The sequence below is a fragment of the Cohnella faecalis genome (assembly GCF_003570905.1).
In the GTDB taxonomy this organism is placed as follows: Bacteria; Bacillota; Bacilli; order Paenibacillales; family Paenibacillaceae; genus Cohnella; species Cohnella faecalis.
Genome location: NZ_QXJM01000039.1, coordinates 1,461,133 through 1,477,464, shown reverse-complemented (window position 1 = coordinate 1,477,464; position 16,332 = coordinate 1,461,133). Strand labels below are relative to the sequence as shown.

Genomic DNA, 16,332 nt, shown 5'->3' with positions numbered 1-16,332 from the left:
GAGCCGCCCGAGGAGAAGGCGGCTCTTTTGCGAAAGAGTTCCGGGTTATGTTCGGGAATCATTTCTCTTCGCTTGAAGCATCCCCTTTGAACTCGGCATAATGCAGTCCGAGGTCATAAGCTTGCGTCAGCAGCCTCTCCGAATGTCCCTCCTTCGAACCCAAGGTGTTGTATAAGATCTCAGCTTTGGAATTTGGGATTCCAACGTAACTAGCTATGCCGACATTGAGGTGATGAGCGATCATTTTGTCGTATTGCCTTTTTTCAAAATGTTCTAGCGAATCGCCTGCGAGCCCCAGCCACAATACCCGTTGATGATGAAGCTTGCTGGAGCCGTATGCAAAACCGTGGTTCCAAACACGGTCGACATACCCCTTCAGCATGGCTGGCATGCTGTACCACCAAATCGGGAAAATAAAGGCCAGCGCGTCGTGTTTTTTCATTCGCTCGATTTCCGTCTCCACTTCAGGCGAATAGGTTTTATGATCAGCCGACCAATCGGGCTCATCGGCTTCCCATAATACAGGGTCAAATCCGCTGCGGTGCAAATCCAGCACTTCCGTCTCGTGTCCGGCATTTTTAAGCCCTTGAACGAAACGATTTGCAACCGCAAAAGTAAAGGAATTTGTTCTTGGATGGCTTACAACGGTTAATACGTTCATAATGACTTCCTTCCCTCTGTATGCCCGGTTTGAATGCTTGTCTTAAAGAAATTATGTCTCATATAATGGATGTATTGAAGTACGTACATTTTTGTGCCCTAGATACCAAAAAGTGCCTTGCCTAGTGGAAGCCATTGCTTCTATGTCCTATAACCCGCTCATTCCGGCTGGTTACTACGGCCCGCGCGGGTTCGTTTTTATATTTTTCCGCACATCGAAAAGCCGCCCGGCAGCGGGCGGCTTTTCAGCGTGAACATATAATTAGGGAAATCTTGCGCGTCATTTTACCCGTACGCTGCCCTCGCCCATCAAGGCTTCGATTGCGCCGAAAAGCTCGGGCGACGGACGAACGCGCAAATCGTCGCTCAAGGCAACCGTTCTTCGGCCTCGCTCGTAGATCAGCACGGCCTGCAACGGACCGGAATGAGAAGACAACAGCGCCTTCAACCGGGTGAGCAATGCGGTTTGCTCACGTGTAGAATCGATGCGAATGTAGACGCGCTGCATGCCCCCTTCCAGCGCGTCGGCCTCCATACTTGTCGCAGCGGATTCCAAGCCTCCGTCTTGAGACGGTTTCGCGCCTGCTCCTTCTCGTGACGGTCTGGCGCCCGCGTCCACGCCGGAAATCCGGCCTCTCAACTGCCGCAAACGCTCGACCTGACGCGTCAGGTCGGGCGCTTCCAGAGGAAGAATGTCGTCGGCGAGCAGCTTGAAGTCGTCGTCGCCTTGCTGCACCTTTGCTCGAACGAGAACGAGCGAGCCTTTCTTCACGAACGAGGAGGCATTCTTCCAGACGGTCGGAAAAGCGACAAGCTCCGTCCCCATGATCCGGTCTTCCATCTCCAAAAACGCCATTTGCTGCCCTTTGCGGGTGACGAACGGCTTCAACGACACGATCATGCCGGCCGTCAATACGGTTGCCCCATCCTGGGCATCCGTCATATCCATCAATCGGTCCAATTTCAACTCGTCCATCAAGCCATCGAATGCGTCCAAAGGGTGTCCCGACAAATATAGCCCCATCAGCTCCCGCTCCAGCTCCAGCGTCTGCTGTGCGGTAAACGGAGCGACCTCCGGCAAATCGACGATCCAGTTCGGCGAATCGCCGAAATCGAACAGCTCGATTTGCAGCTCCTCTTTCTCCTTGCGCCAAGCGGCGGCGGCTTCGACGGTCTCGTCGAGAGCGGCTAGCAGCTGCGCCCGGTGACCGGGCAGCGTATCCAGCGCTCCCGCCAGCAGCAGCGACTCCACGACCCTTTTGTTGCACGCCCGAGGGTCGACCCTTCTGCACAAATCCGTCAAGCTGTCGTATGGCTGCTCGCTCCGTTCCCGAAGCAAGCTGTCGATCGCCTGCGTTCCGACGTTCTTGACCGCAGCCAAGCCGAAACGAATCGCCTCGCCCCTGACCGGAGTAAACAACACGCCGCTCTCGTTCACGTCCGGCGGCAATACGGGAATGCCCATTTTGCGGCAGTCGTCCACGTATTCGGCCGTTTTGCGCTGGTTGCCGATAACTGCGGTCAGCATGGATGCCATGAACGGCACCGGATAATGCGCCCGCAAATACGCCGTCTGGAAGGCCAATACCGCATAAGCGGCCGCATGCGCCCGGCAAAAGCCGTAGTCGGCGAATCGGACGATCAAGTCGTATACCCGGTTCGCCGCCTCTTCTCCATGTCCTTGCTCCAGACTTCCGCGTACAAAGTGCTCGCGCTGCTCGTCGAGAACCTCTCTCTTCTTCTTGCCGACGGCTCGGCGCAATAGATCGGCTTCTCCGAGCGAAAAGCCAGCCATGCCGGAAGCGATCTGCATAATCTGCTCTTGATAGACGATGATGCCGTACGTATCCGCCAATATCGGCTCCAGCGAAGGATGCGGGAAGACGACTTCCGCCTGTCCGTGCTTCGCCCGGATGAACTGCGGTATGAATTCCATCGGACCCGGTCGATACAAGGCCAGAACGGATACGATATCCTCGAACGTCGAAGGCTTCATGTCCTTCAATACCTTCCGTACGCCCGCTGACTCCATCTGGAATATGCCCGTCGTATCTCCCCGTCCAAGAAGCGCGTACGTCGCCGGATCATCGTAAGGGACATCTTCCCAGCGCAGCTCCCGCCCGGTCTCCTCGCGAATCCAGCGCATGGCTCGTTCGATGATCGACAGCGTCCGAAGGCCGAGAAAGTCCATCTTCAGCAGTCCGACCGCTTCGAGATGCTCCATCGAATATTGCGTCAGCGGAACCCCGTCCGTCCCTTCCTGAAGCGGAACGTAATCGGTGAGCGGCGTAGGAGACATGACGATGCCGGCCGCATGCGTCGAAGCGTGCCGGGGCATCCCTTCCACGCGCCGCGCCATCGCGACAAGCTCCCCGGTCGGGCCTCCCCCCTCGGAGAGAGCCCGAAACTCCGTGCTTTCCTTCGCGGCGCGTTCGATCGACATGCCGGGCATTCCCGGAATGAGCTTGGCCGCCTTGTCCACATCCCCGTAGGGGACGTTCAGAACGCGGCCCACATCGCGCACCGCAGCCCGGGCGGCCAGCGTACCGAATGAAATGATTTGCGCCACGTGATCGGAGCCGTACTTCGTCTTCACATACCGAATGACCTCGTCCCGCCGCTCGTCGCTGAAGTCGATGTCGATATCGGGCATCGTCACCCGCTCCGGGTTCAAAAACCGTTCGAATAGAAGCTTGTATTTAAGCGGATCGACGTCCGTAATTCGGAGGGAATACGCAACGAGGCTGCCCGCCGCCGATCCGCGTCCAGGCCCGGTAGCAATGTCGCTCTCCCGCGCAAACCGGATAAAATCCCAGACGATCAGAAAATAATCGTCGAAGCCCATTCGTCCGATAACGTCCAACTCGTATCTAAGACGGTTAACGGCGGTATCCCGGAACTTCCCGTCCCGCCATTCCTCCGTTCCTTCATAACGCGCGGCAAGTCCTTCCTCGCACAGCGCCGCCAAATAAGCCGCCGCCGTTTTCCCTTCGGGCAAAGGCGAAAACGAGGGCAAAATGTGCCGCCCGAAATCGATGTCCAGCGAGCATTTGTCCGCAATCGCAGCCGTATTGGCCACCGCTTCAGGCACATGGCGGAACAGCGCGGCCATCTCTTCGCCGCTCTTCATATACAACTGCGTGGTCGTCATTTTCAGCCGATCCGTATCTTCCAGCGTCTTGCCCGTGCCAATGCAAATAAGCACGTCCTGCAGAGCGCTGTCCTCTTCGCACAAATAATGCGAATCGTTCGTCGCGACGAGAGGAATCCCCGTCTCTTCCGCCAGCCTAAGCACGTCCGCCGTCACTTTTTTCTGGTCGAGAATGCCGTGATCCTGAATTTCCAGGTAATAATCGTCGCCGAACAGCTGCCTATACCGGAGCGCTGTCGACTTCGCATCCTCGTAGCGGCCCGCAAGAAGAAGCTGGGACAGCTCGCTCGCCAGACACCCGCTAAGGACGATCAGCCCTTCCGCATGCTCCTTCAAAGCGTCGAAATCGATCCTCGGCTTGTAGTAGAAGCCTTCCAAATGCCCGATCGAGCTCAGCTTCATCAAGTTCCGGTACCCGGCTTCGTTCTTCGCGAGCAGCGTGAGATGATAGATCGGCTGCTCCTTGCGGGACACCTTCTCGTGCCTCGACCCTGCGGATATATAAGCTTCCATGCCGATAATCGGCTTGATGCCGCGCTCCTTGCACGCTTTGTAAAAAGGAATGGCCCCATACATGACCCCATGGTCGGTCAGAGCCAGAGACGTCATGCCGAGCTCTGCCGCGCGGGCGGTCATCTCCTTGATGCGCGCCGCGCCGTCCAGCAGGCTATATTCGCTATGAACGTGTAGATGAACGAATCCGCACATGCGCTTTTCCCTTCTTTTTCCCCGATTAATTCCGTCTTCATCTATTATAGCACATATGTTCGGTTAAGGAATGGCTGACATAACGGAGCGGACCTGTCCCATACATTAGAATATAGAGGAGGGATCGGGATGGAGCTCGTGTATACGAAAATGGCGTTCAGCTTCTTCATCGCGTTCGGCGTTGTCATGGGAGGGGCATTGCTCGCGGGCGCCGGTGCGGTATTCCTGTGGACGCCGCCCAAGATCGAAATGCTGAAGGTAGCCGGAAACTTGAAAATATGGGCGCTTGTCGCGGCCGTCGGAGGAACGATCGATCCGATGCGCGTCATCGAGTCCAACGTCCTGCAAGGACACCTCTCGCTTGCCGCGCAGCAAATAATATTTATTCTATTCGCTTTTCTCGGAGCGCATATGGGGACAGAGCTCATTCAGTGGATGTGCAAAAGCGGGGGGTGAAGGCGTTCGATGCGCGTACCTTCTTTCGAAAAATTTCAGCGGTTCACGGGAGCCGCGGCCATCTTCGTCTGCGGCTGCATCGTCGGGGCCGCCGCCTTCAACGGCCTTGCGAACGGTCAGCTCGACAAGGCGATCCAGCGCAACTATGAGCTGAGAGACCAGCTCAACGACCTCGATTCGAAGCTGCGGCAAGCGAATCAGTTCAAGAGCAAACAGACGGTCATCAAGACGATCCGTCCGTTCATCGAATCGCCACAAGGAAAAACGGACCTCGACATCGTGACGGAAACCGAGCTGAAAAACCGGCTCAAGAACGACCTCTCGATTTTTCTAGGACGCAGCATCTATACGATCGACTCCGACGCCTTGCTGGCACGCAAGCTATTGGCCCGAAAAATTTACGTCGACATCGGAGGCAAAGATTACGCCGTTTCCGTGAAGACGATTCTCGTCGTCGAACAGGAATTGCAGGTGTGGGCCGAGGCGGAAGTTCATTTGCGCACCTGAACGGCTTATTGGGACGGGCTTTGCCGTTCGTTGCGATGACTTTTTATGGTACAATGGGGATCATTCGAACGACCACTATCAAAAAGGAGCTGCACTTTCGCATGATCAACATCCTTCAGTGGATTCTAGGGGCGCTCATCCTCGTCGCTTCGCTGCTTTCCGTCTATAACAGCTTCCGCTCCCGCCGATCCGTCGACGCCCGCCTTCGCGGCTTGTACGCATCCCGCATGAACATGAGCATGGGGCTCATGCTCATCTTGATCGCGCTTATTCAGATGCTTTTGTTCGAAGGCTCATCGATCCGCGTCGTCGTCGGCTCCGTCTTTTTCCTGCTCGGAATGTTCAACCTGTTCGCGGGAATCCGCAACCACTCTCATTTCAAGAAATTGCCGTCCTAACGTTAGGACGGATCGATCATCTGGGCTGTCAGCATCGCCTTCGCCATGACATCCCCGTCCTGCATAACCTGGACTTCCATTTTCACATAAAAGCGGTTCGATTCGATAATCGTCGGCTGAATCGTAATCGAGGCATCGATCGGAACCGTCCTCAGAAAATAAGTCGTCATATTTTCCACGACGTGCTCTCTCTTCCGCAAATCGGCGACCGCTCGTGCGGCTGCTTGCTGCATCAACGCCGTCAGCACGCCTTCGGAAATCGTGCCCAGCGGCCCCGACATTTGCGGCGTCGCCGCCCCCGTAAACAGCAGTCGGCCTTCTCCGTCCCTTCGCTCGGCGAATCCGCTCCACATAAGCGCGTCGAACGTCTCCCCGAGCTGGGCGGGGCGGTTCGCGAACTGCATCGCCCGCAGCAGCTCTCCGCGCCCGATTACGCCGATCAGCTTGCGCTGCCGGTCGACGACGGGCAGCAGCTCGATTCCTTCGGACACGATTCGATGAGCCGCCGATGCAACGGGCGTGCTCAACGTAACCGTCATCGGCCTCCGCGTCATGAGCTTGTCCAGCGTCTGATCGGGCGTCGAGCCCATGACGTCCTTAGTCGTGACCATGCCGACGACGCGGTTCCATTCGTCCGTTACCGGGAACCGGCTCGCCCCCGTCTCCGCGCTCAGCTTCAGGAAATCCGTCACGGACGCGGAAGGCTTGAGCGATCCGATACGCGCGGAAGGCTCGATCAAATCCGCAATCATCATAATTTTGCGCTTGATGATCCGGTCGTACATCGCCCGGTTGATCATCGAGGCGACGGTGAACGTATCGTGACGGCACGTCAAGATCGGAAGCTGCCGCTCGTCGGCCAGCGTCTTCACGTCTTCGCTCGCGTCGAAGCCGCCCGTAATGAGCACGCCCGCTCCGTGCTCCAGCGCCAGACGATGCGCGCTCTCCCGGTTGCCGACGATAAGCAGGCTTCCCGCGTCGATGTAGCCCATCATTTCGTCCAATTCCATAGCTCCGATGACAAGCTTGTGCAGCGTCTTGTCCAATCCTTCTTCCCCGCCGAGAAGATTCCCTTGAACGATTTCGAGCACTTCGGCAAACGTCAGCTGCTCGGGATTGCCCCGCCGCTTTTTGTCCACCCGGACAGTGCCTATTCTTTCCTTCGTGCTGACGAGACCGAGATCCTCGGCTTCCTTGAGCGCCCGGTAAGCCGTTCCTTCGGACACCCCCTGCTCCTTGGCCATTTGCCGGACCGAAATCTTCGTGCCGATCCGCAGCTCCCGGATATAGCCCATCAGCCGTTCGTGCTTTGTGAGCTCGCCAGAAGCGCCGCCGTTCCCTGACATCCCGCATCCCTCCGAATATTCCGTTACCTCTATCATACTTGGAGCCCGGGAAAATGGAAAATCATTTTGAATCGTTCGCGCTTGGGCTCGTCCGTCCTCGGAAAATGAAAGAGACCCCCGGTATGGGGATCTCGCGCCATCAGCTTTGCAGCTGCTTCAATTGGTAAAACTCTCCGCGCAATTCCATCAGCTCCTCGAACGTCCCCATCTCTACGCAACGTCCTTGCTTCATGACGACGATCCGATCGGCATCGCGGATCGTCGACAGCCGATGTGCGACGATGAACGTCGTCCGCCCTTGCGTAAGCTTCCGCATCGCTTGCTGCACGCGGTACTCGGATTCGTTGTCCAACGCGGAGGTCGCTTCGTCGAGCAGAATGATTTTCGGATCGCGGATGAGCGCTCTCGCGATGGCGATCCGCTGCCTTTGACCGCCGGACAGCCGTCCGCCGTGCTCTCCGATCATCGTATCCAAGCCGTCCGGCAATTGGGCGATGACGTCCTCCAGATGGGTCATCCGGATAATTTCCGCGAGCTTCTCGTCGCTGACGGATGGAAGGCCGTATGTAATGTTTTCCCGTATCGAGCCCGAGAACAGCAGCGTCGTCTGCGGGACGACCGCGAGAGAAGACCGATAGGCGCCCATATCAAGCTCGTCCATCGGCACTCCGTCCAGGAGCACTCTGCCTTCGCCAGGCTTGCTGAAGCCGATGACGAGATTAAGAACCGTCGACTTCCCGGCTCCCGATGCGCCGACGAGTGCGATCGACTCGCCCGCCTTCACGTTGATATTGAATTGCTGAAGCACGTGCCGCTCGGAATTCGGGTAGCCGAAGCTCACGTTCTCGAACGTGAACTGTCCCTTCAACGCTTCCGGCTTCTTTTTTCCCTGATACGCCTCCGTATCCTTCGAGAGCAAAATTTCCGTAACCGAGTAGATCGATTCGAATCCTTTGGCGATATTAGGGTACACGTTCAGCAGCTGCGTAATGGAGCCCAGAATCATCGTGAAAAAAGACTGGTACAGCACGACGTCTCCGATCGGAATCGTCCCTTTGTACGCCAGCATAATCGTGAACGCGAGGCAGAGCACCTGAAACAGCTGAAAAGTAACCCATGCATAAGAGCCGAAATACGCTTCGACGATGTCCAGCTTATAGCCCTTGTGACGCAGCTTCGTTAACGTTTTGTCGATTTTGTTAATTTCCGTCTGCTCGAGACCGTGCGCCCTCGTAATCGGAATCATGCCGACCATCTCGGACACTTGTCCGGACATCGACTCGATCTGCTTGCGGAACTCGCTGTTGGAAGCTTTGATTTTATTACGGAAAAAGGAAACGATGGCGAGCGCCGCCGGAATCGTAAGAACGAAAAATCCGGTTACGAGCAAGCTTCTGGACGACGTAATCGCGACAGCTACAATGACGTTGATAATGGCGGGCACTACCGAAAGCATCATCTGGCGGGACAAAAATTCGATCGCTTCGACGTCCCGCAGCACTTTCGCCTGCAGCTTGCCGGACATCAGCTCCCCATGCGCCGACATCGACAGACGTTGTAGCTTGCGGACAAGCGTGCTCCTCAGCTCCGCCTCCATGTACCGGACGGCTTTGCTCAAATAGCTGATATGCAGCACCTGCGTCGGTATGTTTTGCACGATCACGAAAGCCAGCACGATAATATTGAGCCACAGCGTCGAAGTGCTGTTCTTTTCCGGATGCATCGCCAAGTTAATCAAATTCGCGGTAATAATCGGAATAACATAGACCGGAGAATGCTTAAGCAGAAAAAATACAATCGAAAGCAGCAGCTTGCTCCAGTGCTTGCGATAGAGCAAGAGCAAAAATCGGGAAGGGCGCCGGTCGGTCAACGCCTCATTCTCGAACAAATGCTCCATTCCATAGGAAGGTATCGGTTGCTCCGTTGCCGATTGTGCGGCGGTCTGCATATTGTGTCTCCTTCTTAATGCGCATTAACGAACCCGTCATGGAACGGCCGGTTTGTCGATTTGCTATGGATTTTCTCATATTTTCCCGGGAAATAGAAGCTCTGTACACCAAAAAAGTCGTCGTTTGACGCACACCCGTATTCTGAGCTATGTAGAGAGCCCTTGGCTGTCGCCCGCAGCAGCCGTTACATTCGTCAGTACAGACGGGCCGCGGATCAACGTCAAGAAGCCTTCCGGCGCAGCTCCCCACAGTGGAAGCATAGCAAGAAGGCTAACCAAAGTACGCAATGATTTCAAATGACTAACTCCCGAGCTTGATAAGCTCGACAACCGCTTGCGAACGACCTTTAACATTTAACTTTTGCATCACATTCGAAATATGATTTCTGACTGTTTTCTCGCTAATAAAAAGCTGTTGCGCAATGTCCCGAGTCGTCTTATCCTGCACAAGAAGTTCGAAAACTTCGCGTTCCCGATTCGTGAGAAGGAATTTGCTTTTGTGGTCGCTGCCTTTCAAGGTGTGTCACCCCTCCTTGCCCGGGATTAGATTGTTACAAAGTCAAGGGATACAGTCAACTTTATCATATGAAAGGGGTTATTCTCTGGTGCGAAGGACGAGGGAAATTGGGCTATTGCGATTGAAAAATCTGACACGGTTGCAGCCTTTCAAGGTGTGTCGCCTTCGCGAAAAAGCCGTTTCCGCTTAGACTGTCGTCTGCGGAAACGGCTTTCATGTTGAAAATATCTCATTAGAATTTGTCGTCATTTGCTGTTAGCCGGGAATATCCGTTCCACTAACGCATTGAATTCGGTAATGAACCCTTGAATCGGATGGCCTTGCCTTACTTCGGCTGCGTAATTTTCCATTCGTCCCATAAAATCGGGATTAGCCGAAACGTACACATTGTCGGTCGTTGGAGATACCGTCCGGACATGATCGGCAATTTTGTCCTTTAATGCCTGATCCATGACCGCTCCTTTGCCGTGCGCTTTTTGAGTGACGCCGACATAAGCGTTCCGGTTCGTAATCATAACGTAAGCTTTGTCGATCCCGGGAATGGTAGCCACTTTGTTCGCAACCGCGTCGCTAAGCTCCAGATTCGAGTTGGCATGCATGCCGACGACGTTATTGTTGCCAAGACCACGGCCGCTGACCCGGTTCATTTCGTTAGCCTGATCGTCGGCCAAGTACATGCGGTTCGATTCATTCTGGTAATAACGATTGCTTACATCGTACCGTTTGACGTTATTCGTACGAATGTTTTTGTTGCCGACGTCTCCTGTCTTCTCCATGCAGCCCGTGAGCGACAACGCAAGCGTCGATGAGAGTAGAATGGAAGAAACAACTGATCCTTTACGCACTCGAACTCCTCCTTTTGCGAAGCTCGGCGGTGTCCGCCATGGCATAGATTGCTCGAAACAAGCTATTTTTATACGACTTTCGAGCAATACGGACGATGGAGGGTAATGACTATTGACAGCGCAAATGGCGGAGAGTAAGATGAGCGTAAATCGATACTAGCATCTGGTACTAATACCTAATGATAAGGAGCGAGCTCATATGCCCTTGCAGTCCAATTCCACCATAACGGCTATCGGGAGCTTCGTGCCTTCCGCCGTTATTACGAATGAAGATTTGGAACGAATGGTCGATACGAACGACGAATGGATCGTGCGCCGCACCGGTATTCAGAAGCGTCACCGTGCCGCCGATGACGAGTTCACGAGCCATTTGGCTATTGCTGCCGTACGGGATCTGATCGACCGTTACCGGATCGACATACAAGGCGTGGACGGAATTATCGTGGCTACGACGACGCCGGATATGCCATTCCCTTCCGTGGCTTCCCGCATCCAGCACGCTTTCGGAATGAACGCTGGGCTGGCAATTGATTTGAACGCCGCTTGCGCCGGATTCGTCGCCGCGTTGCAGCTTGCTAACGGCTTGCTCCTCTCCGGCGCGAACCGCAAAGTTCTTGTTATCGGCGCAGAGACGCTGACGAAAATTACGGATTACAGCGACAGGTCCACCTGCATTTTGCTCGGCGACGGCGCGGGCGCCGTTCTGGTCGAGGCCGGTTCGGCCTTGGAGAATGGAGCGTTCCTCGCTTCTTATGCCCGAACGGACGGCAGCGGCGGCAAACATGTCTACTGTTCGGGATTGTCAGACCGTCTCGACGGAGAAGCATTGGCCGGAGAAGGACATATGGTACAAAACGGCCGCGAAGTGTACAAATGGGCTGTAACCCAAGTCCCGCAAGGCGTTCAAAGCTTGCTCGATCAAGCCGGCGTTAGCTTGCAGCAGCTCGACTGGCTTGTCCCGCATAGCGCAAATCTGCGTATGATCGAAGCGATTTGCGAGCGGTTGTCGCTTCCTTCCGAGAGAGCGCTGGAGAGCGTCATCCGGAACGGCAATACGTCGGCAGCCTCCATCCCTCTTGCGCTGGATGCCGCCGTACGGGACGGTCGCCTGCAGCCCGGTCACCTGCTCGCGCTGTACGGCTTCGGCGCCGGCTTAACTCAAGCCGGACTGCTCTTGAGATGGACGATCGGCGGCTAACAAAGGAAGGTTGAGCGGCGCGAAAGCCTGCTCAACCTATTTTTGCGGTATGCAATTAGCTCAGGAATTTAGTGGATGCCGCTTTTGTTAGGATGGCTGCATTTGCTGCGATGGCACATTCGCTCAATTCTGCGAAATTTATGACCATCGGCTGTAAATAGATGCATTTCATACAGGTAACTTGCTTCGACAACCGCTTTTACAGCCGTTAGATGTAATATCGGCTAGGCCCCTTAATTCTGGAGTCAGCCCCACATAAAAAGGCGCACGCGTAGCCTAGTTCTGTTTATCATGCTTTTACACAGCTCTGTAAAATGGTGTGCGGTCTTCAAGCTGCATAACCCACTTCGAAAATTCTTCTGGTGGCATACGTTTTAAGCTTCCATGCATCCGCCGGTTGTTGTAGAAGTCCATGTACGTATCAAGTGCAGCGTACGCCTCTTCAAAGGTCATGAAGACTGCTTTGGAGAACAGGTTGTCTTCGAGCACGCTGTGAAAAGACTCGATATAGGCGTTCATGTTTGGTGTACGAGGTGGGATTCTCTCGTGCGTAATATCGAAGGCTTCGCATGTATCTCCAAATAGCGTACTGACGAATTGAGGCCCGTTGTCGGTGCGCACAATAGGGAATGGTCCTGTTTCGCCGACACGCTGGCGTAAGGCTGTCACTAGCGTCTGAACCACATGCTTCGCTTCACACACATGTCCTCTGTACTGGCCGACAGCTACCCGATCGAACACGTCAATAATGGTGGCTACGAAAAAGAATCGTTCCCGCCCAGCCACATAGCCATACTTAATATCCGCCTGCCACAGCTGGTTCGGGCCTGTGATCAGGTGGTTCCTTGCAAGTCTTCTTGGGTGCTTTACTTTCCGTTTTCGTTGCTCCTGCAAGATACCGATCTCTTGACAAAGCCGATGCGCTTTCTTCTTATTCAAGATCAGATCGCATTCGTTTCGTAAGCACTGTGCCAGCAACTTGTAGCCGTACACGTGCTCTTCGCCCTCTACGAGTTCAAGCAGCCATTCCCGAATCTGCTCATCGCTTACCCGTTCTCCCGTCGTCGTGAGGGAGAAACCGGGGAATGGGCGACCTCTGCCACGATCGGTGGACCGGTTGCCCGCATCTGTGTTTGGTGTATGGCTTCGTTTTTTACGCGCGTAGTAGGACGATTCTGCTACATCCAGAATGCGTAGGACCAGTGCTGTCTTTTCGCCCCGCTTAATAAACTGGTCGGCTACTTCGAATTTTTCAGATAAGCGGGGTTCTTCTTTTTTAGAAGCTCGTGGAGAATTTCATTTTCGAGTTCTTTTTCGCCAAGCTTCTTTAAGGCCAGGTTGTATTTCTCTTCGATTTCTTGGAGCCGTTTCAGCTCCTGGATTTGCTCGTCTGTGGAAGGGAGCTGGTCAGGCCCTACCTTATCGCCGTACTCTCTTACCCAGTTACGTATCGTTTCTGGATGGATTTCATATTTGCGACCTAATACCGCAATCTTTACACCGGATAGCGCTTCTCTGACAATCTGCATTCGTTTTTCCTCAAGCACTTTTCCTAATCGCATACTGTCCGCCTCCCCATATAAATAGTCTAATTCAATTGGGGGACAGGACTCCAGTTTAATTAGGGGCCGTGGAGATATGTGCAGGTATTTGAACGTTCTTCTATTGTTGAGCTTAATATTAAGTCCAACTAACGGTACGAAATACAGGCAATACTACGAATTGAGCATTATGCTCAATAATTAACGGCATGTTTTACACGCAAATGATCAGGTCGACGGTTTGAAGCTTGCCCTCCTACCAGTCCATGACGAAAAGCGCTTGGTTTTCGTGCGGCACAATATTAAGTTGTTTTCTTCCGGCTCTTGGAACGGCGCCGAACAATCGATTTTCTCCGTCCTTGCCCCCGTCCTCTTCGGCTGCGGACGCTGGAGCGGCGCCGACTTTTCCCGGTTGCCGCTCTGCGGCAGCGCCGTCCCGGTCGTGAACGGCATAACCGTCTTCGCGGCTTTGCCCTTCCTTGACGACGCGGCCGCCTCGCGACGACGCCGATCGGACTTCCCATCTCTATTCGGTTCAGCAAATCATCGTTAACGACGACGACTTGATTAAATGAGTATCCGGAGCTGCGAAAGTCGTGCACGGATTGAAAAGGACATTTTTTTCCGTTTTCCAGCAAATAGATCGTAGGCCCGGAGCCCCGAATTAAAAAAGAAGGCGGAAACGGCCGAGCCGGCGGAAGCATGGCGATCAGCGAATCGACTCTGGCGCGGAACGCATCCGCACCAAACTGTCTCTCCGCTTCCTCGGAGCATCGCAGCCCGATAAGACGGAGCCTGCCTTCGTCTGCAAACAGCGTTCGGACACGCTCGGCAAGTGCTTCCGTATCTCCGACCGGTACGAGTAATTCGGCATTGCCGGTTGTCGACATCAATTCCGTCAAACCCCCGGAAGCAAACGCAACAACCGGCTTTTCGAAGAACATCCCTTCCAGCGCCGTCATCCCAAAGCCTTCCGCTACAAGACTCGGAACGACAATCGCGTCGACAGCCGGAATAATCTCGTGTACGTTCTCGACATACCCCAGCCAAGCGAACCGATCGGACATGCCCGAATGTGCGACCGCTTGACGGCAAGCCTCGTAATGAGCTTGATCGATCGGGTTGCCCGCTATAAGAAATCGGGCATGGGGAATCGACTCTGCAACCTTCAGCATCGAGCTCACGAACGGCTCCAGCCCTTTGAAAGGCTGGAAATGAGCGGCCATCACACCGGCAACGCGGTGCTCTTCCGACCATCCGAGATTAGTGCGAAATCGAGCCCGCTTGATCGCCCATCCGGCAGGGAGCAGCTCCTCCCGGTACAGAAAGGGCGGAAACCAAATCATGGAGGGCGAACCGGAGCCTTTGAGCGGAGAAAGCACCGTATCGGATACTCCAGCAATAATATCGGCGTGGGCCGTGATCAAATCGGCGGACGTCTGCCTGTTAGGAGTGTCCGTAATAGTCTCATGAATATTCCAAACGACCGGAATACCCAAACATTTGGCTGCCATCGCAGGCATCAAATGAACGCATGTATTCACCCAAATATACGAAGGGTTCTCCCATGCCATCATCGACAAAAGCCCGGCCCATGAAGGATGCCTGACTAGCGAATCGGCCTCTTCCCTGGTGGAAGGAGGGGCATCGTAGATCGACGGGCATCGGGGAAGGTCCATGACGATGACGCGGATGCCGATGCCTCTCGCTTGTTCGGAAAGCGCTCCTTCCTGCGGTACGACCAATACGCAATGGAATCGGCGCATCAGCTCGCGTACGAATAAGAGCAACACTTTTTCCGCACCGGTAACGTTCACAGGGCTGCAGAGGTGGGAAAACAGGAGCAGCTTCGGCCTGGAATCGCTCATGATCCTTCCCCCATTTTATCGAATGAAGCTACCAGGATAGCAAGGCGCTATCAAGGCGCAAAAGCCATATCCAGCAATTGATGAAAACGGGAGACGTACGTATGCTCCTTCATCGTCCGATACAAGGCGCGCAGCGCAATTTGCTGCCGTTCTTCTTCGTTCTCCAAATAATATTTCGCCTTCTCTGCCAAGTCTTGCGGGGAATCGTACGTGACGATTTCGAGGCCCGGAGCATAGTACAACGAAATATCTTCGCGCCAATCCGTTAGTTGGAGCGTACCGCACGCCGCAATTTCGAACATTCGAGGGTTTGGCGATGCGGGCGGCACCTTGATTTGACTGCGGTTAACCGTGTCGTCGTCATACGCCCTATGGGAATTGAGCACGATTCTGCTGGCGTTGTACTGTTGAGCCGTCTCCCCCGGTTCCATCCATTTGTCCAGCTCGATCTTCGATTGCCACCGCGAATAGTCCGGCAGGCGATCCCACCATAACCCGGACACCTTGACGTTTCGATGCTCAATAAGAGGAAGCGTCTCGTGCAGCCAATTCACGCGATTCCAAAAAGCCGTCCCGATGAAGCGGATATCGCAGCGTTCGGACATTGGCGGATTGCGCGGCCGAAAATGACCCGGAAATACGCCCATCGGCAAATAGTGGACATGGGAGCAGCCCCGCTCCTTGTAGAAATCCACGCAATTCCTTTCCAGCGTGAACACGATGTCGTAGCAGGTAGCCAGAACGGACGTATCGTCGGTATAGTAGGGATCGTCCGTAAACCATACCGCCGTTCGTATGTTCAACGCTCTTACCGCCTGCACTTTCTCGATCGGCATTTCCAGTCCATCCAGCACAAACATAAGATCTGGGCGCGAGTAGGCCGCAATGCCGGCTATGTCTTCTTGCGGAGTCACATACGTGACTTTTTCGGTCACCGCCATCAGCGATTCATGAAGAGCCGCATCCAACGGACTATAAGGATATCCTTTGCCGGTAGCGACGAACATGACATGAATCGGACGTTTCACGGGAACGGGCAGCGCATCGCGGAGGACCGTTTCGCAGCGGCCGTGCCAATGCCCGTGGCCCCAACCGAGACGATAGCCTTCCGGGCTTCCTCGGCTGAACGCCGACGCGCCCAGTTTTTCACGAAACTTTCGCCGTTTTCTGACAGCCAACTCCTATCCCC

At 54.6% G+C, this 16,332-nt stretch carries 15 protein-coding genes; 4 read left to right on the top strand and 11 right to left on the bottom strand.

Annotated features, from left to right (window positions below; genetic code table 11):
* Positions 1-58: 58 nt before the first annotated feature.
* Positions 59-661: an NAD(P)H oxidoreductase gene (locus tag D3H35_RS19895; RefSeq protein WP_119150908.1), complete on the bottom strand. Its 603-nt coding sequence runs from the start codon at positions 659-661 to the stop codon at positions 59-61.
* A 279-nt stretch (positions 662-940) separates the two neighbouring features.
* Positions 941-4,519 carry a DNA polymerase III subunit alpha gene (locus D3H35_RS19890; protein ID WP_119150907.1) on the bottom strand — a complete coding sequence of 1,193 codons (3,579 nt, stop codon included), beginning with the start codon at positions 4,517-4,519 and terminating at the stop codon, positions 941-943.
* A gap of 129 nt (positions 4,520-4,648) precedes the next feature.
* On the opposite strand from D3H35_RS19890, the gene D3H35_RS19885 reads away from it, so the two are divergent.
* From D3H35_RS19885 to D3H35_RS19875, 3 genes are all read left to right on the top strand, one after another.
* Positions 4,649-4,975, top strand: a complete 327-nt coding sequence (locus tag D3H35_RS19885; protein ID WP_119150906.1) for a YtrH family sporulation protein — start codon at positions 4,649-4,651, stop codon at positions 4,973-4,975.
* A gap of 9 nt (positions 4,976-4,984) precedes the next feature.
* Positions 4,985-5,482 (top strand): hypothetical protein, encoded by a 498-nt coding sequence (locus D3H35_RS19880; RefSeq protein ID WP_119150905.1) that lies wholly within the window; start codon positions 4,985-4,987, stop codon positions 5,480-5,482.
* Positions 5,483-5,583: 101 nt separating this feature from the next.
* A complete protein-coding gene (locus D3H35_RS19875; RefSeq protein WP_119151240.1) occupies positions 5,584-5,880 on the top strand; it encodes a YtpI family protein in 297 nt (98 codons plus the stop codon).
* A gap of 2 nt (positions 5,881-5,882) precedes the next feature.
* Here D3H35_RS19875 and D3H35_RS19870 read toward each other — a convergent pair whose 3' ends face one another.
* The 5 genes from D3H35_RS19870 to D3H35_RS19855 form a co-directional block, all read right to left on the bottom strand.
* Entirely contained in the window at positions 5,883-7,226 is a 1,344-nt protein-coding gene (locus D3H35_RS19870) for a DRTGG domain-containing protein (RefSeq protein ID WP_119150904.1), read from the bottom strand.
* A gap of 139 nt (positions 7,227-7,365) precedes the next feature.
* Complete coding sequence (locus tag D3H35_RS19865; RefSeq protein ID WP_233568015.1) at positions 7,366-9,174, bottom strand: ABC transporter ATP-binding protein; 1,809 nt, start codon at positions 9,172-9,174, stop codon at positions 7,366-7,368.
* Between the two features lie 147 nt (positions 9,175-9,321).
* Positions 9,322-9,471 carry a hypothetical protein gene (locus D3H35_RS30895; protein ID WP_158594202.1) on the bottom strand — a complete coding sequence of 50 codons (150 nt, stop codon included), beginning with the start codon at positions 9,469-9,471 and terminating at the stop codon, positions 9,322-9,324.
* A gap of 4 nt (positions 9,472-9,475) precedes the next feature.
* Positions 9,476-9,691 carry a helix-turn-helix domain-containing protein gene (locus D3H35_RS19860; protein ID WP_119150903.1) on the bottom strand — a complete coding sequence of 72 codons (216 nt, stop codon included), beginning with the start codon at positions 9,689-9,691 and terminating at the stop codon, positions 9,476-9,478.
* Between the two features lie 245 nt (positions 9,692-9,936).
* Entirely contained in the window at positions 9,937-10,536 is a 600-nt protein-coding gene (locus tag D3H35_RS19855) for a YhcN/YlaJ family sporulation lipoprotein (protein ID WP_158594201.1), read from the bottom strand.
* A gap of 199 nt (positions 10,537-10,735) precedes the next feature.
* Here D3H35_RS19855 and D3H35_RS19850 point away from each other — a divergent pair, with 199 nt between their 5' ends.
* Complete coding sequence (locus D3H35_RS19850) at positions 10,736-11,734, top strand: ketoacyl-ACP synthase III (protein ID WP_119150901.1); 999 nt, start codon at positions 10,736-10,738, stop codon at positions 11,732-11,734.
* Between the two features lie 297 nt (positions 11,735-12,031).
* Here the strand turns inward: D3H35_RS19850 and D3H35_RS19845 are convergent, their stop codons facing one another.
* The 4 genes from D3H35_RS19845 to D3H35_RS19830 form a co-directional block, all read right to left on the bottom strand.
* Positions 12,032-12,937: an IS3 family transposase gene (locus D3H35_RS19845; RefSeq protein ID WP_233567784.1), complete on the bottom strand. Its 906-nt coding sequence runs from the start codon at positions 12,935-12,937 to the stop codon at positions 12,032-12,034.
* Positions 12,938-12,972: 35 nt separating this feature from the next.
* Positions 12,973-13,296, bottom strand: a complete 324-nt coding sequence (locus D3H35_RS19840) for a transposase (RefSeq protein ID WP_119148149.1) — start codon at positions 13,294-13,296, stop codon at positions 12,973-12,975.
* A 281-nt stretch (positions 13,297-13,577) separates the two neighbouring features.
* On the bottom strand, positions 13,578-15,143 hold the full coding sequence (locus D3H35_RS19835) for a glycosyltransferase family 4 protein (RefSeq protein ID WP_119150900.1): 1,566 nt from the start codon (positions 15,141-15,143) through the stop codon (positions 13,578-13,580).
* 50 nt (positions 15,144-15,193) lie between these two features.
* Positions 15,194-16,321 (bottom strand): CgeB family protein, encoded by a 1,128-nt coding sequence (locus D3H35_RS19830; protein ID WP_199728550.1) that lies wholly within the window; start codon positions 16,319-16,321, stop codon positions 15,194-15,196.
* Positions 16,322-16,332 lie beyond the last annotated feature (11 nt).

Coding starts and splice junctions, on each gene's coding strand:
- D3H35_RS19895 (WP_119150908.1), bottom strand. CDS start 661: ATGAACGTATTAACCGTTGTAAGCCATCCAAGAACAAATTCCTTTACT.
- D3H35_RS19890 (WP_119150907.1), bottom strand. CDS start 4,519: ATGTGCGGATTCGTTCATCTACACGTTCATAGCGAATATAGCCTGCTG.
- D3H35_RS19885 (WP_119150906.1), top strand. CDS start 4,649: ATGGAGCTCGTGTATACGAAAATGGCGTTCAGCTTCTTCATCGCGTTC.
- D3H35_RS19880 (WP_119150905.1), top strand. CDS start 4,985: ATGCGCGTACCTTCTTTCGAAAAATTTCAGCGGTTCACGGGAGCCGCG.
- D3H35_RS19875 (WP_119151240.1), top strand. CDS start 5,584: ATGATCAACATCCTTCAGTGGATTCTAGGGGCGCTCATCCTCGTCGCT.
- D3H35_RS19870 (WP_119150904.1), bottom strand. CDS start 7,226: ATGTCAGGGAACGGCGGCGCTTCTGGCGAGCTCACAAAGCACGAACGG.
- D3H35_RS19865 (WP_233568015.1), bottom strand. CDS start 9,174: ATGCAGACCGCCGCACAATCGGCAACGGAGCAACCGATACCTTCCTAT.
- D3H35_RS19850 (WP_119150901.1), top strand. CDS start 10,736: ATGCCCTTGCAGTCCAATTCCACCATAACGGCTATCGGGAGCTTCGTG.
- D3H35_RS19840 (WP_119148149.1), bottom strand. CDS start 13,296: ATGCGATTAGGAAAAGTGCTTGAGGAAAAACGAATGCAGATTGTCAGA.
- D3H35_RS19835 (WP_119150900.1), bottom strand. CDS start 15,143: ATGAGCGATTCCAGGCCGAAGCTGCTCCTGTTTTCCCACCTCTGCAGC.